Annotated in this window: 27 protein-coding genes; 21 read left to right on the top strand and 6 right to left on the bottom strand. The window is 39.0% G+C overall.

Annotated elements, in window-relative coordinates; translation table 11 throughout:
* Positions 1-172: 172 nt before the first annotated feature.
* The 3 genes from IHV11_RS00275 to IHV11_RS00285 all read left to right on the top strand — a co-directional run bounded on the left by IHV11_RS00275 (position 173) and on the right by IHV11_RS00285 (position 1630).
* A complete protein-coding gene (locus IHV11_RS00275) occupies positions 173-385 on the top strand; it encodes a hypothetical protein (RefSeq protein ID WP_197193380.1) in 213 nt (70 codons plus the stop codon).
* A gap of 150 nt (positions 386-535) precedes the next feature.
* Positions 536-1123 carry a histidine phosphatase family protein gene (locus IHV11_RS00280; RefSeq protein WP_197193381.1) on the top strand — a complete coding sequence of 196 codons (588 nt, stop codon included), beginning with the start codon at positions 536-538 and terminating at the stop codon, positions 1121-1123.
* 18 nt (positions 1124-1141) lie between these two features.
* Entirely contained in the window at positions 1142-1630 is a 489-nt protein-coding gene (locus tag IHV11_RS00285; protein ID WP_197193382.1) for an NUDIX domain-containing protein, read from the top strand.
* Positions 1631-1737: 107 nt separating this feature from the next.
* Here IHV11_RS00285 and hxlB read toward each other — a convergent pair whose 3' ends face one another.
* Together hxlB and hxlA are read right to left on the bottom strand one after the other, a co-directional pair.
* Positions 1738-2295 (bottom strand): 6-phospho-3-hexuloisomerase, encoded by a 558-nt coding sequence (hxlB, locus tag IHV11_RS00290; protein ID WP_197193383.1) that lies wholly within the window; start codon positions 2293-2295, stop codon positions 1738-1740.
* A 7-nt stretch (positions 2296-2302) separates the two neighbouring features.
* A complete protein-coding gene (gene hxlA, locus IHV11_RS00295) occupies positions 2303-2935 on the bottom strand; it encodes a 3-hexulose-6-phosphate synthase (RefSeq protein ID WP_197193384.1) in 633 nt (210 codons plus the stop codon).
* Between the two features lie 191 nt (positions 2936-3126).
* Here hxlA and IHV11_RS00300 point away from each other — a divergent pair, with 191 nt between their 5' ends.
* The 6 genes from IHV11_RS00300 (at position 3127) to IHV11_RS00325 (ending at position 6413) form a co-directional block, all read left to right on the top strand.
* Positions 3127-3501 carry a winged helix-turn-helix transcriptional regulator gene (locus IHV11_RS00300; protein WP_197193385.1) on the top strand — a complete coding sequence of 125 codons (375 nt, stop codon included), beginning with the start codon at positions 3127-3129 and terminating at the stop codon, positions 3499-3501.
* Between the two features lie 182 nt (positions 3502-3683).
* The gene (locus tag IHV11_RS00305; protein ID WP_197193386.1) at positions 3684-4049 is read left to right on the top strand and encodes a DUF2089 domain-containing protein; all 366 of its coding nucleotides are present in this window, start codon (positions 3684-3686) and stop codon (positions 4047-4049) included.
* 12 nt (positions 4050-4061) lie between these two features.
* Complete coding sequence (locus tag IHV11_RS00310; protein WP_197193387.1) at positions 4062-4463, top strand: SHOCT-like domain-containing protein; 402 nt, start codon at positions 4062-4064, stop codon at positions 4461-4463.
* Positions 4464-4474: 11 nt separating this feature from the next.
* Positions 4475-4756, top strand: a complete 282-nt coding sequence (locus tag IHV11_RS00315; protein WP_197193388.1) for a hypothetical protein — start codon at positions 4475-4477, stop codon at positions 4754-4756.
* A gap of 278 nt (positions 4757-5034) precedes the next feature.
* Positions 5035-5742 (top strand): DNA alkylation repair protein, encoded by a 708-nt coding sequence (locus tag IHV11_RS00320; RefSeq protein ID WP_197193389.1) that lies wholly within the window; start codon positions 5035-5037, stop codon positions 5740-5742.
* Between the two features lie 128 nt (positions 5743-5870).
* Positions 5871-6413, top strand: coding sequence for a class I SAM-dependent methyltransferase (locus IHV11_RS00325; RefSeq protein WP_197194882.1), 543 nt, complete (start codon positions 5871-5873; stop codon positions 6411-6413).
* Between the two features lie 49 nt (positions 6414-6462).
* Here IHV11_RS00325 and IHV11_RS00330 read toward each other — a convergent pair whose 3' ends face one another.
* The 4 genes from IHV11_RS00330 to IHV11_RS00345 form a co-directional block, all read right to left on the bottom strand.
* Complete coding sequence (locus IHV11_RS00330) at positions 6463-7137, bottom strand: ABC transporter ATP-binding protein (RefSeq protein WP_197193390.1); 675 nt, start codon at positions 7135-7137, stop codon at positions 6463-6465.
* A gap of 1 nt (position 7138) precedes the next feature.
* Entirely contained in the window at positions 7139-8173 is a 1035-nt protein-coding gene (locus IHV11_RS00335; protein WP_197193391.1) for an ABC transporter permease, read from the bottom strand.
* A 161-nt stretch (positions 8174-8334) separates the two neighbouring features.
* Complete coding sequence (locus IHV11_RS00340) at positions 8335-9714, bottom strand: sensor histidine kinase (RefSeq protein ID WP_197193392.1); 1380 nt, start codon at positions 9712-9714, stop codon at positions 8335-8337.
* Entirely contained in the window at positions 9711-10388 is a 678-nt protein-coding gene (locus IHV11_RS00345) for a response regulator transcription factor (protein WP_197193393.1), read from the bottom strand. The genes IHV11_RS00340 and IHV11_RS00345 overlap by 4 nt, the downstream gene beginning before the upstream one ends.
* A gap of 476 nt (positions 10389-10864) precedes the next feature.
* Here IHV11_RS00345 and IHV11_RS00350 point away from each other — a divergent pair, with 476 nt between their 5' ends.
* From IHV11_RS00350 to IHV11_RS00405, 12 genes are all read left to right on the top strand, one after another.
* Positions 10865-11056, top strand: coding sequence for an alpha/beta-type small acid-soluble spore protein (locus tag IHV11_RS00350; protein ID WP_066397779.1), 192 nt, complete (start codon positions 10865-10867; stop codon positions 11054-11056).
* A 107-nt stretch (positions 11057-11163) separates the two neighbouring features.
* Positions 11164-11304, top strand: coding sequence for a hypothetical protein (locus IHV11_RS00355; protein WP_197193394.1), 141 nt, complete (start codon positions 11164-11166; stop codon positions 11302-11304).
* Between the two features lie 347 nt (positions 11305-11651).
* Positions 11652-12287: an FMN-dependent NADH-azoreductase gene (locus IHV11_RS00360; protein WP_197193395.1), complete on the top strand. Its 636-nt coding sequence runs from the start codon at positions 11652-11654 to the stop codon at positions 12285-12287.
* A 252-nt stretch (positions 12288-12539) separates the two neighbouring features.
* Positions 12540-13214 carry a DUF4867 family protein gene (locus IHV11_RS00365; RefSeq protein ID WP_231619507.1) on the top strand — a complete coding sequence of 225 codons (675 nt, stop codon included), beginning with the start codon at positions 12540-12542 and terminating at the stop codon, positions 13212-13214.
* A 33-nt stretch (positions 13215-13247) separates the two neighbouring features.
* Positions 13248-15026, top strand: a complete 1779-nt coding sequence (locus tag IHV11_RS00370) for a solute:sodium symporter family transporter (RefSeq protein ID WP_197193396.1) — start codon at positions 13248-13250, stop codon at positions 15024-15026.
* A 13-nt stretch (positions 15027-15039) separates the two neighbouring features.
* Entirely contained in the window at positions 15040-17073 is a 2034-nt protein-coding gene (locus IHV11_RS00375) for an alpha-glucosidase (RefSeq protein WP_197193397.1), read from the top strand.
* Between the two features lie 350 nt (positions 17074-17423).
* Positions 17424-18764, top strand: a complete 1341-nt coding sequence (gene sftI / locus IHV11_RS00380; RefSeq protein WP_197193398.1) for a sulfoquinovose isomerase — start codon at positions 17424-17426, stop codon at positions 18762-18764.
* Positions 18765-18781: 17 nt separating this feature from the next.
* Positions 18782-19954, top strand: a complete 1173-nt coding sequence (locus tag IHV11_RS00385) for a diphosphate--fructose-6-phosphate 1-phosphotransferase (RefSeq protein WP_197193399.1) — start codon at positions 18782-18784, stop codon at positions 19952-19954.
* Entirely contained in the window at positions 19941-20657 is a 717-nt protein-coding gene (locus IHV11_RS21415) for a GntR family transcriptional regulator (protein WP_137791625.1), read from the top strand. The genes IHV11_RS00385 and IHV11_RS21415 overlap by 14 nt, the downstream gene beginning before the upstream one ends.
* Before the next feature lie 24 nt (positions 20658-20681).
* Positions 20682-21572, top strand: a complete 891-nt coding sequence (locus tag IHV11_RS00395; protein WP_197193400.1) for a class II fructose-bisphosphate aldolase — start codon at positions 20682-20684, stop codon at positions 21570-21572.
* 18 nt (positions 21573-21590) lie between these two features.
* Positions 21591-23024 carry an aldehyde dehydrogenase family protein gene (locus tag IHV11_RS00400; protein WP_197193401.1) on the top strand — a complete coding sequence of 478 codons (1434 nt, stop codon included), beginning with the start codon at positions 21591-21593 and terminating at the stop codon, positions 23022-23024.
* A gap of 73 nt (positions 23025-23097) precedes the next feature.
* The gene (locus IHV11_RS00405) at positions 23098-24000 is read left to right on the top strand and encodes an AEC family transporter (RefSeq protein WP_197194883.1); all 903 of its coding nucleotides are present in this window, start codon (positions 23098-23100) and stop codon (positions 23998-24000) included.
* Positions 24001-24117: the final 117 nt, after the last annotated feature.

Here is a 24117-nt window from a genome sequence, read left to right on the forward strand (position 1 = left end):
AGTTGTATTAAACTAATTGAAGAAAAACAAGTGAATTTTAATAATTAGTTATTCAACAAATGGGTTGCGTGCATTAATCTAAGAAGAATTAAGACCTATTTTATGAACTTATTGAACAAATGAGCATTAATAAAGACATAATATATGACATAAATAAGTTTGAGGTGATTTCATGAAAAAATTTGGATACGGACTAATGGTAATGGTTTTTGGATTTGTTACTATAATGTTTACCGCATCTATCTATGATAATGGTTCGGAAGGTCCGATTACTGCTGGTACTTTATATAATGGATTAATGATGTTAATAGTCTCCATTTTGTTCTTTTGCGGAACAATGGCCGTGTGTACACTTTTAATAATAGATGCATTAAAGAAGAAGTAAAGATTACTCCTATATCAACACGGATGCATTTTTTAAATACAAAATATTAAAGTGAATCTACCAGAGATGGAATAGGATTTTAAATAGCTTTGGGTGTTTTTTTGCCGATATTATTTCTTATATCATTGTTATTAAGTTAGGAGGAATCCCATGAGCACAACAGTATATATGGTAAGGCATGGTGACTCACCAAAGGAAGGCAATGAACGGACGAGAGGATTAACGGAAAAAGGGTACGAAGACGCTCGTCGTGTGACTGAACTTTTAAGAGATAAGAAGATTGATGTTGTTGTCTCAAGCCCTTACCTTCGTTCTATTTTAACGGTAGAACAGGTAGCTCTACATACAGGGAAAGAAGTAATGGTTATGGAGGATCTGAGAGAAAGAGTATTTTCTTCTAGTGGCAATAGGTTAGATGATAAAGAGCTCGGTCCTCTTCTAGAAAAATCCTTTGCAGACTTCACCTTCTATTTTGAGAATGGCGAATCAAATGCTGCTTGTCAAAAGAGGGCAGTACTAGTTTTGAAGGAACTCTTACGTACGTATCAAGATAAAAATATGGTGATCGGAACTCATGGTGCCGTTATGACTTTAATGATGAATTATTTTAATTCCTCATTCGACATAGAATTTCTTTACAGCACAACAAAACCTGATATATATAGACTGGAATTCAATAACGAGAATCTAGTAAGTGTTGAAAGAGTTTGGGACAAAGCTTTAACGAATTTTACTTGATAGCGGGGGATTAAAGAAATGACCTATCATATACGAGTAAGAGTGGGTGCACTCATTATTGAAAATAATGAAATATTATTAACAGAGTTTGATGATCCATATCGGGGAATTTTTTATGATTTTCCAGCTGGTGGAGCGGAACCTCATGAATCTCTGATCGAAGCTGTAAAGAGGGAAGCGAGAGAAGAAGCGAATATTGATGTGGAGGTAGGTCCATTAGCTTTTGTCTATGAGTATGCTCCTCATCTGAACGAAAATAAGTATGGCCAAACACACACGTTAGTCATGCTGTTTGATTGTACATTGAAAAGTGGATCTAAGCCCAGATTACCGGAAAAACCTGATCCGAATCAAACGGCTGTTAAGTGGGTTCCTCTTTCAGAGCTCGAAAATCTAGAGCTTTATGCGAACATTGGAAAGCAAATAAAAGAATATGCGAGCAAGAAAAAAAACATTGATTTTCTTGAAGAACATAAACTTTTGGATAAGACATCTAGCCTAATGTAATTCCGTCCGTCAAGTTCTTGAAGTCTCTCCATTTGGAAATCTTGTAGCTACTACTATACAAAAAAGGCCACAATCCTATAAATGTGGCCATTTCTGCTTATTTACTTCTATTCAAGATTTGCATGTTTGCCATACATTTTATTAGAATCTAATCCTTTTTTCTCCATAAAACGTAAGATAATGGCGTCATAAATTAACAACATTGTTTGCTCAAATAGAGATCCCATTGGTTGAATAGTCTTGAAATCACCTTCAGATTGGTCTTTCGTTACTCCGGGTAGTCTAACAGTAATATCTGCTAATTCTCCAATGGTTGATTCAGGAGAAATGGTGATTGTTGCTACTGTTCCTCCCAAGCTTTTAGCTTTTTCAGCAATAGCAACTAGCGTTTTGGTCTCTCCTGAACCTGACCCAATGATTAATAGATCGTCCTTTTCGAAGGAAGCTGTTACTGTTTCACCAACTACGTAAGCATCAATCCCCATATGCATCATCCGCATCACAAAAGATTTACCCATAAATCCAGACCTGCCAGCACCAGCCACAAAGATTTTTTTGGATTCTAAGATTTGATCTACTAAATTCTCTGTTTCTTCATCAGAGATTAAGTTTACCGTTTGGCTTAATTCTTCAACGACTGCAGCTAAATATTGAGTAGTCTTCATCGTTAAATTAACCTTGTTTAATTAATTCCTGCATTTTACGTGCAATAGCTCGTTTATCATCTTTGCTTGTGATACCGCCACCCACAATAATCAGGTCAGGGTTTTCTTTAATCACTTCTGGGAGTGTTTCTAATTTGATTCCACCGGCAATTGCCGTTTTAGCATTTTTTACAACGCTCTTAATAGTGTGTAGATCTTCGAATGAATTTTTACCTACAGCTTGCAGATCGTAGCCTGTGTGTACACAGATATAATCGGCACCAAGTTCGTCTAATTCTTGAGCACGGACTGCAATGTCTTTTACCGCAATCATGTCGACAAGGATTTGTTTTCCTTGTTTTTTAGCTTCTTCTACTGCGCCTTTAATCGACTCGTCTTCTGCGGTTCCGAGAATCGTTATGATGTCTGCACCTGCAGCAGATGCTTGGCTTACTTCATATCCAGCTGCATCCATAATTTTTAAGTCAGCTAAAACAGTTAAGTTAGGAAATGCAGCTTTAACTTCTTTTACTGCTTTAAGACCTTCATTAATTACCACTGGTGTACCAATTTCTACGACATCAATATACTCTTCTACCTCTTTTACTAATTCGATTGCTCCCGGGATATCCACAAGATCTAATGCTAATTGTAATTTCATTTATATAATCTCTCCTTATAGATAATTTTATTTTGTTGCACTGAGTGGCTGGGTGTAAATGTTAATATTCATTTACTTACTAGCATGCTGTTTAGTATACTCAGTATGTAAATAAATTTAAAGTACGCACTTTTTCCGCATATAGTTACAAAAAGTATACTATTGGATGAAATAAAGGAGAATGGATGTAGATGCCTAATTTAGGAGATAAGGACTTTAACTGTGAAAAAGAATTAACTCTTGCAGTAATAGGTGGTAAATGGAAAATGTTGATTCTGTGGCACCTAGGCAAGGAAGGAACGAAAAGATTTGGTGAATTAAAGACTCTTATGCCGGGTATAACTCAGAGGATGCTTGTAAACCAATTACGAGAACTGGAAGATCATTTAATCGTACATCGAGAAGTTTATCCTGTAGTTCCACCAAAAGTGGAATACTCCCTTACTGAGCATGGAGAAAGACTATTACCAATTTTAGAGGCGATGTATGAATGGGGCAAAGACTACATTGTAAATGTATTGGAAAAGAATACGGATGATCAATCGCAGGTGAGCAAAAAGGGTTAATATTATGAATACAAACAGAAAGAAGAGACTTTCCATTTAGGAAGGTCTCTTTTCTTATAAAAATTAATAATTTTATAATATATATTAATTTTTTTGAAAAAAAAATAAAATAATTAAATCACCATATTAACTTTATTGATTTTATAGTATATAATGAAATTAATTAAAGAAAGGAGAATGAGATGGCTCACCCATTACTTACAAATTGTCCGGTTTGTTCACAAACATTAAAGGTTACTAAACTTCACTGCGCACATTGTCACACGACAATTGAGAACGAATTCGAATTGTCTAAATTTGCGTCACTATCGAAAGAGCAGCTTCATTTTGTGGAAGTCTTTCTTGTATGCAGAGGCAATATTAAAGAGGTTGAAAAAGAGCTAGGGATATCGTATCCAACCGTTCGAGGCAAGCTGAACGACATAGCCTCTTCATTAGGATATGAAACCAAAAAGAAGAATGAGGTCGATGAGAAAAAGATTGTTGGGATGCTTGAGCGCGGAGAGATTTCTCCAGATGAAGCAATCAAAATGCTAAAGGATGAATAGGGGGATATAAAAATGAAAAGTGAGATTGAGAAAGTCTTAACGATGGTGCAAGATGGTAAGATTGATACGGATAAAGGTTCAGAGTTAATTCAGGTCCTACAAGAAAAAGAACAGGGTACAACACTTAAACCATTAGACCATTCATCTCGGGTATCTTCTAACTATAGCGATAAAACCTTGAAGATACGTGTTGTATCTGAGAGTGACAATGTGAACGTGAACCTACCCATCAAACTAGTAAAGGTTGTACTAGCAGCAGGTCACAACATTGCTCTAAAGATTCCTCAATCTGAACAATATGTAAAAGATATTGATATCGACCTAATACTTGAAGCCATTGAAAACGAACTGGATGGACAGATTGTTGATGTGAAATCAGCGAACGGGGATACCGTTTCAATTACGATTGAGTAGAGGCTGCTAACATGTTACATGTAAACGTGAAAACAAAAGAGGCAAAGTTCTCAATTCCTGTTCCTTATGTCCTATTAAATATAGGGATATCCATTATCACTTCTAAGTTATTAATTCGACAAGTAAACAAATGGTCGAAACCTCATCTAGAAAAGAAAAACATAGCCTTCACCATTCCTTCCATAGATCAATCAGAACTGAAACCTATTATTAAAGAGCTAAAAAAGCACAAAGGATTAGAGCTCGTTAATGTGAAAGCACAAGATGGAACTGAAGTGATTGTAAGATTATAAAATTATTGATTCTCACTGAAGATTTCTGTGTCCACAAAGCATTCATAACAATAATGTTACAAATGAGTAGTTAAACAAAGGAGTGCATTTCTGTCATGGAAAGAGCACTCTTTTTTATGGGCCAATCTAGATTGTCGATGAAAGAGGAATCTAATTAAGCAATCGCGAAGAAAAGATTGGGATAGTGAACGAAGAGATCATATAATTTTAGCCCAAACAAAGTTAGTAGAGCCCTTTTTCCAACGTAATAATTAAAAACAAAAAAGGAAGTGTAATAAATGAATGCAGAAGATGTAATGCAGGAACTTGAAGCCCTTGGCAAGGAACGGAACAAGAAGATGTATATATCCAATGGTGCCAACGAACCGGTGTTTGGTGTAGCTACTGGTGCGATGAAGCCTATCGCTAAAAAGATTAAAGGAAATCAGCCATTAGCTGAGGAACTTTACGCGACAGGAAATTACGATGCGATGTACTTTGCAGGAATCATAGCTGATCCGACCAGCATGACTGAAAATGATTTTGAGCGTTGGATTGACGGAGCTTATTTTTATATGTTATCCGATTTTGTGGTAGCAGTCACACTAGCTGAAACTGATATTGCACAAGAGGTTGCTGACAAATGGATTGCAAGCGGTGATGAGCTCAAGATGTCAGCAGGATGGAGTTGTTATTGCTGGCTATTAGGAAATCGGCCAGACAGCGAATTCTCAAGAACGAAGTTAGAAAAAATGCTTGAGGTCGTAAAAAATACCATTCATGATGCACCTGAACGAACAAAATCTTCAATGAATAATTTTGTCTATACAGTAGGGATATCCTACGTGCCATTACATGAAAAAGCGGTTGAGACAGCAAACGCTATAGGACCGGTAGAAATGAAACAGGACAAGAAAAAAGCGAAGTATCTACTTGCTTCTGAAAATATTCAAAAGGCGATAGATAAAGGTCAGGTTGGTTTTAAGCGGAAATACGTAAGGTGTTAATTATTTAGATTATAATGATACTCCTGTTTTGAGTTCGTTTATGAAAAACAATTTTGCACGGGAATTAATTTTATAATTCAAATTCCGAATGATAGGGCGTGTTTTCTAGAGTGAATAAACAAGCTGATATGAAAGTTGTAATCGGTGCAGGTGAGTATAATAATAATCCCAATTGGCTGCAGACGCAGGAGTCAGAACTAAATTTATTAAAGCGGCTTGATTGGGAGAGGCGATTTTCAGGTGAATCGTTACAAGCAATCTTAGCTGAACACGTATGGGAGCATTTGACTTTTGCAGAGGGAGTCGAGGCGGCAAAGATTTGCTTTGATTTTTTAAAGCCAGGTGGCCACATTCGTTGTGCAGTACCAGATGGCTTTTTTCCTGATAAAGATTATCAAATGGGTGTACAAATAGGAGGTCCTGGGCCGAAAGATCATCCTGCTGCAAGTCATAAGATTGTACATAATTATAGAACAATTACATCTATGTTTAGAAAAGCGGGTTTTTCTGTTACTCTATTAGAATATTGTGATGAGAAAGGAAATTTTCATACACAGGATTGGGATGAAAGTGAAGGATATATTTATCGCTCTATGCGCTTTGATCATAGAAATCAAAACGGGAAACTTGGTTTTGTATCTTTAATAGTGGACGCAAAAAAGCCTTTTTAACCCTAATATACCGTTCAAGCTCAATAGGCATTGAACGGTATATTTTATTTTACACAACCAAACCATCGCTCATTCTAACAACATGATCAACATAAGAAAGCATTTCCTCGTCATGGGTGACCATAAGAGTGGTAATGTTTAACGTTTTCGTTAGATCTTGGATGAGTGACATAATCTCTTTAGATTTCTTAGTATCCAGACTTGCAGTCGGTTCATCTGCAAAAAGAACTTTCGGTTTATGAATAACCGCTCGAGCGATAGCTACACGCTGTTTCTCTCCACCGGATAAAGAAGAGGGATAAGCATGTTTTCGATGGGATAAACCAACACGGTCTAAAATATAATCAATTTCTTGTTCACGTTTTTCATTTTTCATTTTCACTTCAGATACATCTAACATGAGGCTTAATTGCTCCCGAACGGTTAAAAAAGGGACAAGATGTGCAAATTGGAAAACAAAACCGAATTTCTTGGCTCTTATGCTGCGCATTTCCTCTGAAGTCATGGAAGTTAAGTTATGTCCATTAAATAAAATATTCCCGTCTGATGCGGGTTGCAGTCCTGCAGCAATGGTTAGCAGGGTACTCTTACCAGACCCCGATGGACCGACCAACGCTGTAATTTCACCCTCCTTAAGCTTAAGGTTCACTCCTTTTAGTACCTCTTCTTTCACATCACCATTTTTAAATGTTTTTCTTAATTCAGCAATCTTAAAAATTTCCATATTAAACCTCTCCTTGTTGTATGGCTTGTAAAGGTTCAACTTTTTTGATTTGTAATCCAGAAAGTGTAGCTCCGATAAATCCAATCACGAGGAAGACGATTGATAATTGCAGAGTGGTTTCGTTCGTTAAATGATAAGGCATATCCTTAGGTGCAATTTCCTTGAATAATTGGCTAAAACCAACAGAGAGAGTAAGGGATATGATTGTGATGCATAGCATTTGTGTCCACATCATTTTAAACAGATCGCCCGTTTTTACGCCGATGGCTTTCAATATGCCATATAGCCCAATCTTTTGAACGTTCATCATATAAAAGAAGATGCCGAACAGCATTCCACTAATCACGATGAGAAACCAAACGATCATATTTAAAGACATCTGTTCTGCACTGTAGCTTGGAATGGTGTTAAGAAACTCTTTATTTGAAAAAGATTGAAGCTCTTTGAAATTTAGTGTTTCATCTGCACCTGGTATGAAAAGTAGCTGCATTTCTTCAGTTCGATACATCTGCTTGTAATCTTCCATATTCAGAAAAGCAACTGGAGCATGACTGAACTTTTTTTGGTCAACAAAATCCTTAACAACAAGCGGTTCGTTGAATGGTTTAAGTGTTAAGGTGTCACCAACTTTAACGCCATCTTTCTCTAATGAACGGTCTAGAACGATTTCCCCGGGTGCCACTGATTCAAATAATTTAGAATCGGTTGAAGCAACAAAAGCAACGCTTCGTTGTTTGTCACTCTCATCGTTTAGAAATCCCATTTGTATAGAGAGTGCAGCAGCATTTTTATGTTTGTTTAATACTTGCTCTTGAACGCTATGATCAATTCTAGAGAGGTTGTAATTTTCTTCTGCGTCATTATTTATATAAAACTGGCCGTTCGGCAAGTCTTTAATTAAGGCAGCGTTATCTTGTGATAGCCCATTGGCTAAACCAGAAATAATAAACGTTAACAAACTTACGAGAAAGATGATGGAACCTAATATGAAAAACCTCATTTTATTTTTTTTGATTTCTTTCCATGCGATGCTCATAACATCTCTCCTCCAATCTTTTTACATCCTTAGTTTAGAATCGATATATGAACGGACAATGAACAACACGTTACAAATCGTTGGAGAGAAGGGAAGAGGTGCATAAAAAAGGCACCACCAATGTATTTTCATTGAGAGTGCCTGAGTATTTTAAGATGTATTTAATCAATAGGGAGTTCAACGGCAATTGTCGTTCCTTCGTTCTTCTTACTTTTCACAACCGTTTTTCCATCATGCAGTTTTACAATGGTAGCGACGATCGATAGTCCGAGTCCAGTACCATCTATTGTTTTCGAACGAGCAATATCTGCTCGATAAAAGCGGTCAAAAATTCTTTCAACTTCCTCTTCATTCATGCCAATACCGGTATCTTTAAAGATGATCATGATGGATTTTTCTCTTTTTTCAACAGATACCTTAATGCTTCCTTCACGGTTATTATACTTGATGGCATTGGTAAGAAGGTTGTCCCATACAGTACTTAATAGAGAAGGATCTCCGAAAAAATCGATATCTGGTAAGGAATAACTAAGCATAATTCCTTTCTCATTGATCAGCCATTGATAATTACGAATCAGTTCTTTAATCTGTTGTGAAACATTGAGATGTTTTCTTTGTAAAATATCTTCGTTTCGATCCAGTGAAGCAAGAAGCAATAATTGCTTCGTTAAGTTCGAGAGTCTACTGATTTCATCATTTATTACAGAGATGTACTTTGCGCGGTCAATTGAACTCATTTCTTCTTTTTCTAACAGGTTGGTATATCCTTTTATATTCGACAACGGTGACTGAATATCATGAGAGATATTTGAGATGAACTCTTTTCGCATCTCATCTGACTGTTCTAGTTTTCGAGCCATGTGCTGAAAACTTTGAGAGAGCACGCCAAGTTCATCGCTACGCCTCGTATCGAGCTCAACAGAGAAGATTCCCTTTGAGAGCGATTTTGTAGCGGTGTTCAATTTTGAGATAGGTTTTACTAAATATTTTGTACTAACCACTACCATTAAGATACTAAGAACAATCATCAATCCAAAAAGCCATCCGAAAAGTACATGCATTTCATTAAAAAGTAGTTTGATATCAGGTCGTATAAACAGAGCATACTTTTTTTCCTGATATGTTAGAGGAACCCCGATCGAATTACTTAGTTCGTTTGCAAAAAAACCCGTTACAAATGTTTGTTTTGGAAAATGAAGAATTCCATGATAGATCTCACCATTAAGTACAGATTCTTTCGTAGAAGATGAAAGGGAGGTGTTACGAAATTTTGCCCCAAAATACGTTTCGTTTCCGGAACTCTCAACAAGGTAGATCTGATACCCAATCTTAGATAGGTTTCTCAAGTAATCGTTCAGGTTGATAGTAGGGTGTTTTTCCACAAAAGAAGCCATCTCAAGCGCAATCCCTGTATTTTTTTGATCATTAGCCGGTTTTAATTTTTGTTGATAGTATGTATTCGAGGCAACAAAGGCTAACACACCGCTTAAAAGCATGATGCCGATCGTTATGACGACAAATTTGGTATACAGCGACTTCATTTTTTACCCTCCAATAAATAACCAACTCCACGTACCGTTTTGATCTGAAAATCATCTGTCAGTTTGGAAAACCGTTCTCTTAACCTTTTTACATGTACATCTACCGTGCGTTCGTCCCCTTCATAATCGATACCCCAAATGTGTTGTATGAGCTGATCTCGAGTAAAAGCCTGCATAGGATTCGAGATGAAAAAATATAGCAATTCAAATTCTTTCAAAGGTAATAGAATCGTTACATCGTTAATATAAACTTCATAGGTTTTTTTGTTTACCGTTGTGCGTCCTAAGCTGATGATGGAATTATCTTGGTGTTTATCGTATCTTCTTAAAAGTGCCTTGATTCGAAAAAGTAATTCTCTCGCTTCAAATGGTTTTACGAGATAATCATCCGTTCCGGATAAGTAGCCCTGTTCTTTATCTTCAATCTGATTTTTGGATGTTAATAGAATCACAGGAATATCGTAATTTTCTCGTATTTCTTTTGTTAAGGAATAACCGTCCATAAAGGGCATCATCACATCAACTACAGCGAGGTCAAACCTCTTTAGCCGTAAGATTTCTAAAGCTTCAATGCCGTCTTTAGCTTGAGAGACTTGATACCCTGCTTCACTTAGATGATAGTGCAGCAGCTCAAGTATATTTTTATCATCATCTACAATTAAAATATGGGTCACGATGTAATCCTCCTAATGAGAATCAAATAGGTTGCAGTATAAGCAACATTAGTCTATCCGAAATGGTTGATATTCACAAATTTCAGCTTTGCTTCTGCCACTCAGCCACAGCAAAAAAGCTAACCAAAAGGCTAGCTTTTTTGTGGCTTTAATTGATTGGGTTAGCCAATTCTCTTCTTGTTTTTCTTGCTTTTTGCACGTTTTTTAGAAGATAGAACCCCGTTTAAGATACTAATGAAACTCACAATGAATTCCCCCCATATAGAACTTCCGAAAAGAGAATATTCGGTGTATCCTCTCTTCTCCATATCTTATGCAGACTTGTTTAAAATGTTTGGACAAACTGTATCCATACTTAAGCAAATAATAAAATACACACACACCTAATGAAACATTGAAAAAAATTTTTAAAGGTTATGAATAAGATTGAAAGTTAGTGGGATTATAAGAGTAGAAATGAAAGGGAGGTGAATAGAATGGCTAAAAACAACAGCAACCAATTATCAGTACCTGGAGCTCAAGGAGCTCTTGATCAAATGAAGTATGAGATCGCTTCTGAGTTCGGTGTAAACCTTGGACCAGACACTACTTCACGTGCAAACGGATCTGTAGGTGGAGAAATCACTAAGCGTCTTGTAGCACAAGCTTTAGGCGGACAACGCTACTAATTTTCAAACCTTTTGCTATGGCTATCTGTTTTATGCAGATAGCTTTTTTGTATGAATTAAAAGTTAAACAACCGTTTAAACTATCTCTGTTGGAGGTGAATGGATAGATGAATGAAGATAGACCGACGCACTATGATGGGAGTCTTTTAAACCATGAAGTTTTCAACGATAACCTTTTGCAAGAGCCTTTTCTTTTAACAGATGAAGTGAGGGGGAACATTGCTGGGAATCCTTATGATAAATCGTGATTGCAGTTCATTGAAAGTCGTTGATTTCCGCTCCAGGTTGCTCGCTTTCCATGGGGCGACCGGTGAGCCCCTTGCCGCTTTGCGCCCTTAAGGGTCTCACCTATCTAGTTGCAGTGGCTAGCCCCTCGAGGTCAAAAGTTTAACGGTCAAGAAGGTAAAAGGCACCTTCCTCGCCCATTCAACTTTTGCTGGTCGGGGCTGAACGAGCCACCTCCACATTTCAGAGTGACCGCTCGTCCCATAGGAGTCGGCAACCTTACGCTCCAATCAACTTGCATAGAAGTGAAAAGAACATTCAAAGCAACGGTAATTTAGAAAAGAAAAAACTGAAAGGCAGTGTCAATTACATGACAAAGGTATTATATATTACAGCGCATCCTCATGATGATCAAGTCTCTTACAGCATGGCTGTTGGTAAAGCATTTATTGATGAATACAAAAAAGTTAACCCGGATCATGAATTGATTCATGTGGATTTGTATAAAGAGGACATTCCTCACATCGACCTTGATGTCTTTAGCGGATGGGGTAAACTGCAATCTGGTAAAGGATTTGAAGAGCTTTCTGCAGAAGAAAAATCTAAAGTGGGAAGACTTTCAGAGCTTTGTGAGCAGTTTGTAGCAGCTGATAAATATGTATTTGTAACACCAATGTGGAATTTCTCATTTCCACCTGTTATGAAAGCATATATCGATTCAGTGGCGGTAGCAGGAAAAGCGTTCAAGTATACAGAGCAAGGACCTGTAGGACTATTAACGAACAAGAAAGCACTGCATATACAAGCTAGCGGCGGGGTCTATTCTGAAGGACCTGCAGCAGCAATGGAGATGGGGCACCGTTATTTAAGCGTGATCATGCAATTTTTTGGCGTTCCATCGTTCCAAGGATTGTTTGTTGAAGGACATGCGACCATGCCAGATAAAGCGAATGAAATTAAAGAAAATGCCATTGCTCGTGCTAAAGATTCCGCACATACGTTTTAACAGTTAGAAACCTCCTAAAAAGAAAACTTGTAGACCTTGTCTGCAAGTTTTTTTAAATGAAAAATCCTTGTCTACCAAGTAAAAAGAGCATTTGTAAACAATTGTATGTAAAAAACTCCTTGCAATTTTGAATGCGTTTTCATAGAATAAAAAGCAACATCAATATTGACTGAATTTTTTTAAAACAAAAGGTAGTGATGTTTTATTAAAGATACCTATGTTATTCGTTTTTGAAAAAGAGGAGGTAATAAGTTGTCACACGTAAACATGAAAGAAAACAGCATGATTATTGAGCATGTTAGTGATGATTCATTTAAGAGTTATGGAAAAGTGATTACAGGCTATGATTTTACACGTTTAATGAACACGATGAAGCAATCTACGAAAATTCCAGAGCATGAAAATGTTTATGTGGCTTCAGAACCGATTCTGGAAGACGATCTCGTAAAAAAACAAATTGAGACTTACTTCTATGGTGAGATGCCTGCCCAGATTGGGTATTGCAACGGTCGTAATTCAACGTTAAATGGCCTTGAATATCACAAAGGAAGTGAGATCAATATAGCAGTAACTGATCTAGTTCTCCTTCTTGGAAAAGTACAGGATATCGAAAATAATACATTCCATTCGAATAATGTAAGGGCTTTCTTTATTCCTGAAGGAACGGCAATTGAAATATACGAGACGACACTGCACTTTGCACCTTGTAAAGTTCAAGAATCAGGATTCAAATGCATTGTTGTTTTACCAAAAGGAACGAATGAACCGTTAGAAGTTGCGCCAGCAGAGCGTGAAAAAAGTACTGATGAAGATCACTTGCTTTTTATGAAGAATAAATGGCTGATCGCACATCCGGATCGAAAACAGCTGATAGAAAAGGGAGCTTATCCTGGAATTATCGGTGACAACATAGAAGTCTTGTTTTAACTATCATTATTTAAAAGGACAGGGGTGTTCGATATGTTTTCAGGCATTGGATTTACACTTTTATCATGTACATTTTTTATGGGACTGGTCGCATGGATCTCTTACTTAAAAACAAAAGGGGAGACAGAAGATTCTACGGGCTATTTCTTAGCAGGACGCGGGTTGAATGGGACATTTATCGCCGGGTCACTGCTTCTTACCAATCTTTCTGCTGAGCACTTGATCGGTTTGAATGGACAAGGGTATCGAACGAACATGTCCAACATGGCTTGGGAAGTAACGGCTGGCTTTGCGATTGTTATCATGGCTCTCTATCTATTACCGAAATATTTAGGAGGAGCTTTTACAACATTGCCAGAGTTTCTCAGCACGCGATTTGATGAGGGGGTTCGTCGCTATACGGTTTTGCTATTTATGCTCGGCTATATTTTAGTTACGATTCCATCAACCCTTTACTCAGGTGCACTGACTATTCTTAAACTCTTTGATGTGCCAGGTCTTTTAGGCATTTCCTACACGCAATCGGTTTGGCTCTTAATTTGGGTGATCGGAATCATCGGTGCAGTATACGCAATATTTGGCGGTTTAAAAGCCGTTGCTGTATCGGATACGATTAATGGAATCGGACTTTTGATAGTAGGACTTTTAGTGCCTGCTCTAGGTTTCTTAGCACTCGGAGATGGGAACATGTTTGAGGGCATGAAGACCATTGCAACAAACAGTCCGGAAAAACTAAATGCGATCGGATCGAGTACGGACTCGGTTCCGTTTGGGACCATCTTTACGGGTATGATTTTTGCAAACTTGTTCTATTGGGGAACAAACCAGTACGTTATTCAACGTACGCTTGGAGCACAGAACTTGAAAGAAGGTCAAAAAGGTGTGCTATATTCTGGTTTCTATAAGCTTGCGATTCCACTATTTATGATGATTCCTGGTATTATCGCTTTCCATCTATATGGAGGAGGATTGAATCCGGTTGACCTTGCTTATCCAACATTAGTAGCAGATGTATTGCCAAAATATTTATCAGGTTTTTTCCTAGCTGTTCTATTAGGAGCGGTATTTAGTACCTTTAACTCGTTGCTTAACTCAGCAGCAACCATGTTTGCTCTTGATATCTATAAACCGCAGTTCAATCCGAAAGCGACTGACGATCAGTTGATCCGGATGAGTAAATGGTTTGGTACAGTTATAGCACTTGTATCATTCTTTATCTCACCATTATTGATGAACGCACCTGATGGTCTTTGGGATCTGATCAGACGCTTTACAGGGTTCTTCAATATTCCGATCATCACGATTGTTCTTGTTGGTATCTTCTCTAAACGAATTCCTGCACTTGCTGCAAAGGTAGTAATCATTTTCCATGTTATTACTTACTACTTACTCGTTTGGGGCTTGGATCAGTTGTTTGGTATTCAAACCACCATTAACTTTATCCATATTTACGCGATTCTGTTCTTCGTAGAGGTTGGAATTATGATCGCTATAGGAAAATGGAAGCCTTTGCAAAAACCGTATGTGTATAAAGCGAATGCACAAGTCGACATGGTACCTTGGAAATACGCACTTCCCGTAACGTTTATCTTGTTAAGTTTGCTTGCGAGTATGTACATCGTATTCTCTCCGATTGGTTTAGCTTATCAGGACTCAATCGTTTCGGGGTATTTCTGGCCAGCGATTGCAGCATTGGCAATTGTTACTGGAGTTCTTATCTACCTTTCGCTAAAGGTTTGGAATCGTAAGTATGCAGACTTCTTAAGTGAACAGCACAAAAAAGAAGTAAAAGAAGCAAGAAAGCTAGCATAATAAGGAGGTTCTTATGGCTCTTAAAACTAATGAAACAACATTCGTGTTGAAGGAAATAAATAATGGATTTCAAATTGTTGCTGATGGCAGACTTCTCTTTCATCACTCGCATCAGCAGCCCATGCTATATGTAGGATATGGGGAAGAAACAATCAACATGTATCGAGGAAATTTTGACATTCACGATTATGTAGTAGAAAGAATCGGACTTCGTTATGTTGATGTTGTTCAAGAGGAGATTGGTTTTCAACTTTCTTTTTCAAAATTTGAAGGTGGACCAACTGATCTCGAAATTCTTCTCACCGAAGAGGACGGAAAAGTAAAACTTCAGTTTACAAAACGTTCATCAGAAATAAACCGGTTATGGTTACGTGTACAAGCAGATAGCAACGAGAAAGTCTACGGTTGCGGTGAGCAGTTGTCACATTTTAATCTGCGAGGCAAAAATTTTCCGCTATGGACTTCGGAACCTGGTGTTGGAAGAAATAAGAACACGTACACAACATGGCAGGCGGATGTAAAAGATAAAGCAGGCGGCGACTACTACAACACAAACTATCCGCAACCAACCTTTATTTCTACTAAAAAATATTATTGCCATGTTGAAACAACTGCTTATGCTGACTTTGACTTTCGGAATGACGAATATCACGAACTTCAAATATGGGATATACCACAATATGTGCTCTTTGAAACGGCGGAAAGCTATGTTGAGCTTGTCGAGAAGTTAACTGAAGTGTTTGGGCGTCAGCCTGAATTACCAGATTGGACGTATAACGGAATCTGGCTCGGTTTACAAGGCGGAACCGATATTGTTCAAAAAAAGCTGGACGTAGCACTTGAAAAAGGAATTAAAGTCGGAGGCGTTTGGTGTCAGGACTGGCAAGGAAAACGCGTCACTTCATTCGGAAAGAGATTGATGTGGAACTGGCGTTGGAACAGTGAAGAGTATCCAAATCTTGATCAAAAGATTGAGGAATGGAAAGCAAAAGGTATTCGCTTCTTGGGCTATATTAATCCTTACGTTTCTGTTGAAGGTGATCTCTACAAAACCGCGGCAGAGAAAGGATACCTTGCTCTAAATAAAACAGGGGACATTTACCTTGTTGACTTTGGAGAGTTCAACTGTGGAGTCGTAGATTTTACAAATCCTGAAGCTTGTAAGTGGTACAAATCAGTCATTAAAGAAAACATGATTGATTTTGGTCTTGACGGCTGGATGGCTGATTTTGGTGAATACTTGCCAACAGATGTTCAACTCTATAACGGTGAATCGGCTAAGATCATGCATAATGCATGGCCCGCACTTTGGGCAAAAATGAATTATGAAGCAGTGAGTGAAGCTGGAAAATTAGGTGAAGTTACATACTTCATGAGAGCCGGTTATACGGGAATACAAAAATATTGTCCGCTATTATGGGCTGGAGATCAAAGTGTGAACTGGTCACTAGATGATGGATTAGCTTCTGTTATCCCGGCTGCACTATCAGCTGGTATGACTGGCTGTGGTTTACACCATAGTGATATTGGCGGCTATACAAGTCTTCATGGAAACAAGCGAAGCAAAGAGCTTCTTCTTCGCTGGACAGATATGGCAACTTTTACACCCGTCATGCGAACACATGAAGGAAATCGTCCTGATGATTGTTTTCAATTTGATGGTGATGAAGAGACGCTGCAGCATATTGCTCGTATGACAGATATCTATGTAAAGTTAGCGCCTTATACGAAAGACATCGTTAAGGAGAATGCTAAAAAAGGAATTCCAGTACAGCGTCCTTTGTTCATGCACTATGAGGAAGACGAAACAGCTTATGACATTCAATATCAATATTTATACGGCAGAGATCTTCTTGTGGCACCGGTGTATGAAGAAGCCGCAACCCATTGGAACGTCTACTTACCGGAAGATGAATGGGTGCACGTATGGACTGGAGAAGAATATCGTGGCGGTTATGCAGAAGTTGAAGCACCGATCGGTAAACCACCTGTATTTTACAGAAAGAATTCCTCATACAAGGAATTGTTTGAATCATTAACGAACTAGAATTACAGAGGGGACAGGAATAGGTTTGTCCCCTGATTCTTTTAAGCTTTTAAGAACTTTTATAAATATAAAGGTAGTAATATATTTTAAAAGGTAGTAACCTTTTGTTATACTTATATTTAGAAAGCTCTTTTATAAAGATTGTTGCTTTTGGCTTTATCTATTCTCATCATTTGCAAGTTGATTGGAGCGCAAGGTGCGAGACTCCTAAGGGCGCAAAGCGGCAGGAGGCTCACCGCACGCCCCGTGGAAAGCGAGATACCTGGAGCGGAAATCAACTACTTTCAGATAGCAACAAGATATGCAAAAACAGCTTTAAAGATAGAACAATATGAAGGATGTGGACAACTATGCAAACGCCAACAATCGTATATATCCCAATTGGCAGAAAAACATTTGATCTAGAAGCTGGTGAGCAATACCGTAAGCAAAGCTCTGAATGGCTCAACAAGAATTACCACACAGTGTATGAACCAGAAGAAATTCTTACATCTGTAGAAGATCTACAGCAATTTCTTGAAACGTTAACAAATAAAAATATTGATTCTATCATCTACCAAAGTGTTACGTTTGCAGATGGTGAGTTTATTGCTAAAGTACTTCAGTATCGAAAAGAACCTGTTGTTGTATGGTCTGTAAGAGAACCAAGTGTAGGAGGTAGGCTGCGACTTAATTCATTAACTGGAGGAAACAGCACGAGTAATGTCCTCATGCATCATCGTCACCCTTTTACATTCGTACTAGGTAATCCCGACGAAGAACAGCTTCAAAAGCAGCTTTCTCGTCAGATCAGAGTGAATGTTTTGGTTAACAAGCTGAAGCAGCTGAAAATTGGAGTGATCGGAGAACATCCGCCTGGCTTCTTCTTCTCAGATACAGACGAAGAACTTCTGCATCAAAAATTAGGTGTCACAGTTCAAAAAATGGATCTTCTAAAAGCATTTCAAGAATGTGTCGAGCTGCCCGAGGAAGAATGGGCAGGTGCCATCGATCGTGCTGAGCAGCAAGTCATAGGGTTAAATCGATCTGATGAAACGGTAAAGAAGTTTGCACAGTTTTCCACGTATGTGAAAAAGTATATTGAACAAGAAGATATTGCAGCACTCGCTGTTAGATGCTGGCCAGAATTCTTTAATGAATTAGGAGCAGCTGCATGTTCGACACTCTCTCAGTTTACCGAAGATGGTGTGGTATCTTCCTGTGAGTCAGATATTCACGGTGCGGTTTCGATGTTCATCCTTCAAGAACTAAGTGGAGGAAACGCTCCGTATCTCGGGGATCTCGTTCATGTGAACGAACCAAATAATTCGGTTGTTTTTTGGCATTGCGGAGCAGGTGCTTATTCGCTCGCAAGTCCGTCAACCGGTGCACAATCAGGCGTGCATCCTAACCGTAAAATGGGCTTTACGATGGACTTTGGATTAAAAGCTGGAGAAGTAACGATCTTCAGACTAGGGTATACGCCAGACGGATATCGCCTTCTTGTGATGAAGGGGGAAGCGCTAGATGTTCCGCAACCGTTTTCAGGAACCTCTGTTGAAGTAAGATTAAACGGAGATGTCTCTGAAACGGTAAATGCTCTTATGGAGAGTGGCTATGAACCTCACTTTGCTGTTGTGTATGCGGATGTTGCTGATGATCTATCGCAGCTAGGCAAGCAGCTTAACATTCCTACTGAGGTGTACGTATAGGAAGGGAGCGAACTTAGATGGCAAAGAGAGTAGCAATTGGGCAGGCTGGGGGTCCAACAGCCGTCATCAATGCCAGTTTAGTAGGTTTTGTAGAATCGCTCCAACAAGAAGTAGAGTTATTCGGTGTTTATAATGGCTATCAAGGTTTATATGAAAACGACATTGAAAAGCTTGATGATGACCTTTTAGGATGGATCAAATCACATCGATATGTAAACGGTGCATGCCTTGGTTCAGGACGCTATGAATTTACAACTGAAAAGATTCAAAAATCACTTCTCCATCTAAAAAAACATGGAATTGATACTCTTGTTTTTATTGGTGGAAATGGTACGATGGCTGCTCTTCATAAGCTGGCTGAGCAAGCGCGTCACATTCACTATGCTCTTCAAGTCATCGGCATACCGAAGACGGTTGATAATGATCTATCTGAAACGGACCATGCACCTGGCTTTGGAAGTGCTGCACGTTATGTGGCAACTGCTGTCAGAGATATTAGTAGAGATCTATGTGCCATGCAGAATTTTGAGCAAGTGAGAATACTAGAAACGATGGGGCGGAACTCAGGATGGCTTGCTGCTGCAAGCGGTCTTTTGAGAAATGGGGAAGATGATGGGCCACACATCGTTTATGTTCCAGAACGAATTATTGAACCAGAACATTTTTTAGCAAATGTTAGTGAAGCTGTTCGATCTTTTGGCTATGCAACAATTGTTGTTGCTGAAGGGTGTAAAATTAATGCCACTTCAGAACAGGTCGAGAAAGCGAATGTTCAAGGCAGGACGATTCTTGGCGGCATTTCTGGCGTGCTTGAGAAAATGGTCAAAACAGAACTTGGTGTGATGGCTAGAGCTGAGATCCTTGGTATGAATCAGCGCAGCTCATCAGCAGTTATTTCTAAGCAAGATCAAGTGGAAGCCTTTGAAGTGGGACGAGAAGCTGCAAGACTTGTATTACATGGTGAGACGAAGAGAATGGTTACCATACAACGATCGGCAAATATAGATTATACTTTTAGTATGAATAGCTGTCCTCTGCAAGTTGTTGCTCAGGGTGGGGAACGTTTCCTACCTGATGCATTTATTGATGACCCGGAAGCCTATTACAAATGGCTCCGACCTCTCGCAGGGGAAGATCTACAAGCTTATCCCACTGTGAGAAAGAGGAGAATATTATATGAAAAGCAATAACACAGCACTTTATCTGCAAGTAAAAGACCATCTAATAGAAAAAATACAGCAGCAAATCTGGCGTCCGAACCAACTTATTCCAACTGAACAAGAGCTTATGAAGCAATTCGGAGTGAGCCGTACGACCATTCGTCAAGCGATTAATATGCTTGTGGCTGACGGTCTTTTAGAGAAACAACAAGGAAAAGGAACGGTTGTGAAGCCGCAACAGCTTGTTGGCTCATTAAAAAGATTAAAAGGATTTGCAGAAGAAGTAATGGAAAAAGGACAAGTTCCTCACTCTAAAGTTCTGCGTGCAGAATTTATTGATACGCTTTTCTTTGAAAAAACAAAGCTTGGATTAAATGAAGATGAAAAAGTCCTAATCATTGAACGCATCCGATTTGCAGATGATGTCCCGATCGCATTAGAGAGATCATGCTGGCCAGAAGCGATCGGAAAGTTACTGATGAAGCACGATCTAGATACGGCTAAATTTTATTCCATCCTGGAAGAAGACAATATTTTGTTAAAACGTGCGGATGAAAAAATTTCGGCTATAAATTCTACGATTTCTGAAGCAGATCTTCTTGGAATTCGTGCAGGAGAAGCGCTTTTAGAGATGACTAGGTTGAGTTATGGACTAAACGACAAGCCGATAGAGTATACAAAAACAAGGTATAGAAGTGACCAATACCACTATGACATTGAATTAAGACGTTAATTAAAAACATTCGGAGGTATTACAATGGGATATATTTCAGGAAAAGAACTGCTAGCTCATGCTTACGAGAACCAATATGCTGTTGGGGCATTCAGTGCACATAACGCAGAAACTATTCTAGCTATCTTGGAAGCTGCTGAACAAGAACAAGCGCCAATCATGATTCAAGTTGGTCAGAAAGTGATCAACACGATCGGACTTGAACCGATGAAGGCAATGATTGATGTATTCATGAAAAACATATCTGTTCCTGTCTGTATCCATCTGGATCATAGCAGGGAATATGAACAAACAATGAAAGCCATCCAGCTCGGTTTTCAATCCGTTATGTTCGATGGATCCGCTCTTTCGTTCGAAGAGAATACCTTCATCACAAGAAAAGTAGTAGACGCTTCACGTGCGCTTGGAATCGGTTCTGAAGGTGAAATCGGTAAGATTGGCGGAACGGAAGATGACATAACAGTTGCTGAAGAAGATGCAATGATTACAGCAACTGAAGAGGCTGTGGCGTTTGTTGAAGCTACGGATGTAGATTATCTTGCCGTCTCAATAGGTACAGCACATGGTATCTATAAGAATCCTCCAAAACTGGCATTTGAACGATTAAAAGAAATCTCAGCAGCGGTTAACCGTCCGATTGTTCTTCATGGTGGTTCTGATGTGCCGGATGAGCAGATTACAAAAGCAGTTTCGTTAGGTATTGCAAAAATTAATGTGGATACAGAGCTTAGACAATCATTCACAAAAGGCATGCAGCAAGTTCTTGAAGAAAACCCTGAAGAATTTCATCTAGCTGTTTCCCTTGGCAAAGGCCGTGAAGTAATGCAGAAAAAAGTTCAGGAGAAAATACGTCTATTCGGAAGTGCAGGAAAAGCGAGTGAATTCACAACGCACGAAAAGGTCGTAACGTTATAAAATAGGGAGTGATGATTTGTGGCGATAAATACAACGTATCAAACGTACGGACTATGGATTAACGGTGTGTGGAAAGAAAAAACAGAGGTGTTGGAAGTACTCAATAAATATACGCAGAATGTAGAAGCTGCGATTGCGCGCTCTGAAAAAAAGGATGTAGATGAAGCGGTAGAAGGAGCCAAAGAAGCATATAAAGAAACCTTCTCGGCATACGACCGTTATCTTGTGCTTGCAAATGCTGCACGATTATTATTGGAGAAAAAAGAAGAGTTTGCTAGAGTGTTAGTAGCTGAAGTAGGTAAGCCGATCCGTGATTCAAGAGTCGAAGTAGAACGAGCTGCACAAACACTTGAAATCTCAGCTGAAGAAGCGAAGCGTATCCACGGTGAGGGGGTTCCTGTAGAATCAGCACCAGGTTCTGAAAATCGAATGGCTTTTACACTACGAGTTCCAGTTGGTATTATTGCGGCAATTACACCATTTAATGTGCCGTTGAACCTTGTTTGTCATAAGATCGGTCCAGCGCTGGCTGCAGGAAATGCGGTCGTGCTTAAGCCCGCTGAAGTTACCCCATTGTGCGCCCTTATGTTAGCAGAGGTATTTAAGGAAGCTGGCTTGCCTGATGGCAGGCTCCAAGTCATTACAGGTGATGGTGCAGAAGTAGGCGGATGGCTGCTAGAAAATCAAGACGTTAAGATGTTTACTTTTACGGGAAGTCCAAGAGTCGGTGAAATTATAAGACAAAAGGCTGGACTTCGCAAAGTATCACTGGAGTTAGGAAATAACTCCGCAACGATCGTTCACAAAGATGCAGATCTTGATAAGGCTGCAGGACTCATTGCGAACAAAAGTTTTAATAATGCAGGTCAAGTATGTATTTCTGTTCAGCGTGTATATGTTCATCAAGATGTGAAAACTCCTTTTATTCAATTATTAAAAGATAAAACAGAACAGCTGCAATCCGGTAATCCATTGGACGACACTACTGATATCGGCCCGATGATCCGACAGGCTGAAGCAGAGCGTGTTGAAGAGTGGGTGAACGAAGCAGTGTCTGACGGAGCAACTATTGTAACGGGTGGTAGACGGAATGGAGCATTTTACGAACCTACGATACTATCAGATGTTAAAAGAGATATGAAAGTTTGCAAACAAGAAGTGTTTGGTCCTGTTGTTGGGATAGACACATATGCTACGATAGACGAAGTGATCGAACAAGTGAATGACTCGGATTATGGATTACAGGCAGGTCTCTTCACAAACGATCTTGCTTTCGCTATGAAAGCGGCGAAAGAGATTGAAGTGGGCGGACTTATCGTAAACGATGCTTCAGCCTATCGAGTGGATCACATGCCATACGGTGGCGTAAAGAAGAGCGGGACTGGAAAAGAAGGTCCGCGCTATGCGATTGAAGAGATGACTGAAGAACGAATCATTGTTTTAAATTTGTAGCAAGAAAAAAGTGCTGATCTCACTTGGTCAGCCTTTTTCAGTTGTAGTTAACAGAAAGAAGGGGTAAGACATGATAGAGCTGTTGAGCATTATTCTTCCGGTATTTGCGATCTTTGGTATCGGATTTATCGGCCAAAAAACGATAGGTTTTGAAACGCAAACCCTTTCCAAGATGGCACTTTATCTGATGTCTCCTTTTCTCGTATTTCGGACGTTTTATGAAACTACTTTTACGAAAACGTATGGATATATGCTCATCTATACGCTCATTCTATGTTTCACTTTAATCGGTCTCGTGTACGTGATCAGTTATATTAAAAGATACAATATGCGGGAAACATGCGGTGTTATTTTAGCTTCTGCTTTTATGAATAATGGGAACTATGGTACGCCAGTCGCGCTGTTCGCGTTTGGGGCAGCTGGGTTAGACTATGCGGTTGTTCTTATGGTTATTCAGCAGTTAGTCATGTGTACAGTTGGTGTGTATTATGCAGCAAAAGGCAGCCCAGAAAACGACGGTATCTCTTCAGCACTCAGAGCAGTAAGGCGTATGCCAATCGTATATGGAGCGATAGCGGGTGTAGTCTTTCAACAGTTACACATACCGATAAAAGGTTCTGTGTCAGAAGCTCTTGATCTTGTGGCAAATTCTGCGATACCGACCATCATGATTATACTCGGTATGCAGCTCGCGAAAATATCATTACGACATGTACAAGTGGAAAAGTTAACGTATTCGTTGCTACTAAAATTAGCCGTGTCACCACTGATCGCGTTTTGTATCACGTTGATTCTTCCTGTAGATGATATGCTCGCAGCGATTATGGTTCTGATGGCTGCGATGCCTTCAGCAGCAAATACGACGATGTATGCGTTACAGTTTGGAACAGAGCCTGATTTCGTATCGAGTGCAACCTTAGTAAGTACACTTTTTTCACTGATCACACTGCCCATCTTGCTCGCGATTTTAATTTAAGGATGAGAAGAACTCAAAAGGAAATACCTTTTGGGTTCTTTTTTTTGCAAACAAAGTTTTGATAGCAGTTTAATAAATAAAAAAAATCACAAAAATAGTGAGTTTTTTTGCTTTTAT

The organism is Fictibacillus sp. 26RED30 (genome assembly GCF_015903845.1).
GTDB lineage: Bacteria > Bacillota > Bacilli > Bacillales > Fictibacillaceae > Fictibacillus > Fictibacillus phosphorivorans.

Excerpts from the sequence above, each read along its gene's own strand:
- IHV11_RS00340 (WP_197193392.1), bottom strand. The coding sequence starts at position 9,714 with ATGAAGTCGCTGTATACCAAATTTGTCGTCATAACGATCGGCATCATG.
- hxlB (WP_197193383.1), bottom strand. The coding sequence starts at position 2,295 with ATGAAGACTACTCAATATTTAGCTGCAGTCGTTGAAGAATTAAGCCAA.
- IHV11_RS00305 (WP_197193386.1), top strand. The coding sequence starts at position 3,684 with ATGGCTCACCCATTACTTACAAATTGTCCGGTTTGTTCACAAACATTA.
- IHV11_RS00370 (WP_197193396.1), top strand. The coding sequence starts at position 13,248 with ATGTTTTCAGGCATTGGATTTACACTTTTATCATGTACATTTTTTATG.
- IHV11_RS00300 (WP_197193385.1), top strand. The coding sequence starts at position 3,127 with ATGCCTAATTTAGGAGATAAGGACTTTAACTGTGAAAAAGAATTAACT.
- IHV11_RS00335 (WP_197193391.1), bottom strand. The coding sequence starts at position 8,173 with ATGAGCATCGCATGGAAAGAAATCAAAAAAAATAAAATGAGGTTTTTC.
- IHV11_RS00310 (WP_197193387.1), top strand. The coding sequence starts at position 4,062 with ATGAAAAGTGAGATTGAGAAAGTCTTAACGATGGTGCAAGATGGTAAG.
- IHV11_RS00325 (WP_197194882.1), top strand. The coding sequence starts at position 5,871 with ATGAAAGTTGTAATCGGTGCAGGTGAGTATAATAATAATCCCAATTGG.
- IHV11_RS00375 (WP_197193397.1), top strand. The coding sequence starts at position 15,040 with ATGGCTCTTAAAACTAATGAAACAACATTCGTGTTGAAGGAAATAAAT.
- IHV11_RS21415 (WP_137791625.1), top strand. The coding sequence starts at position 19,941 with ATGAAAAGCAATAACACAGCACTTTATCTGCAAGTAAAAGACCATCTA.
- sftI (WP_197193398.1), top strand. The coding sequence starts at position 17,424 with ATGCAAACGCCAACAATCGTATATATCCCAATTGGCAGAAAAACATTT.
- IHV11_RS00355 (WP_197193394.1), top strand. The coding sequence starts at position 11,164 with ATGAATGAAGATAGACCGACGCACTATGATGGGAGTCTTTTAAACCAT.
- IHV11_RS00320 (WP_197193389.1), top strand. The coding sequence starts at position 5,035 with ATGAATGCAGAAGATGTAATGCAGGAACTTGAAGCCCTTGGCAAGGAA.
- IHV11_RS00285 (WP_197193382.1), top strand. The coding sequence starts at position 1,142 with ATGACCTATCATATACGAGTAAGAGTGGGTGCACTCATTATTGAAAAT.
- IHV11_RS00315 (WP_197193388.1), top strand. The coding sequence starts at position 4,475 with ATGTTACATGTAAACGTGAAAACAAAAGAGGCAAAGTTCTCAATTCCT.
- IHV11_RS00360 (WP_197193395.1), top strand. The coding sequence starts at position 11,652 with ATGACAAAGGTATTATATATTACAGCGCATCCTCATGATGATCAAGTC.
- IHV11_RS00280 (WP_197193381.1), top strand. The coding sequence starts at position 536 with ATGAGCACAACAGTATATATGGTAAGGCATGGTGACTCACCAAAGGAA.
- hxlA (WP_197193384.1), bottom strand. The coding sequence starts at position 2,935 with ATGAAATTACAATTAGCATTAGATCTTGTGGATATCCCGGGAGCAATC.
- IHV11_RS00330 (WP_197193390.1), bottom strand. The coding sequence starts at position 7,137 with ATGGAAATTTTTAAGATTGCTGAATTAAGAAAAACATTTAAAAATGGT.
- IHV11_RS00385 (WP_197193399.1), top strand. The coding sequence starts at position 18,782 with ATGGCAAAGAGAGTAGCAATTGGGCAGGCTGGGGGTCCAACAGCCGTC.
- IHV11_RS00395 (WP_197193400.1), top strand. The coding sequence starts at position 20,682 with ATGGGATATATTTCAGGAAAAGAACTGCTAGCTCATGCTTACGAGAAC.
- IHV11_RS00275 (WP_197193380.1), top strand. The coding sequence starts at position 173 with ATGAAAAAATTTGGATACGGACTAATGGTAATGGTTTTTGGATTTGTT.
- IHV11_RS00350 (WP_066397779.1), top strand. The coding sequence starts at position 10,865 with ATGGCTAAAAACAACAGCAACCAATTATCAGTACCTGGAGCTCAAGGA.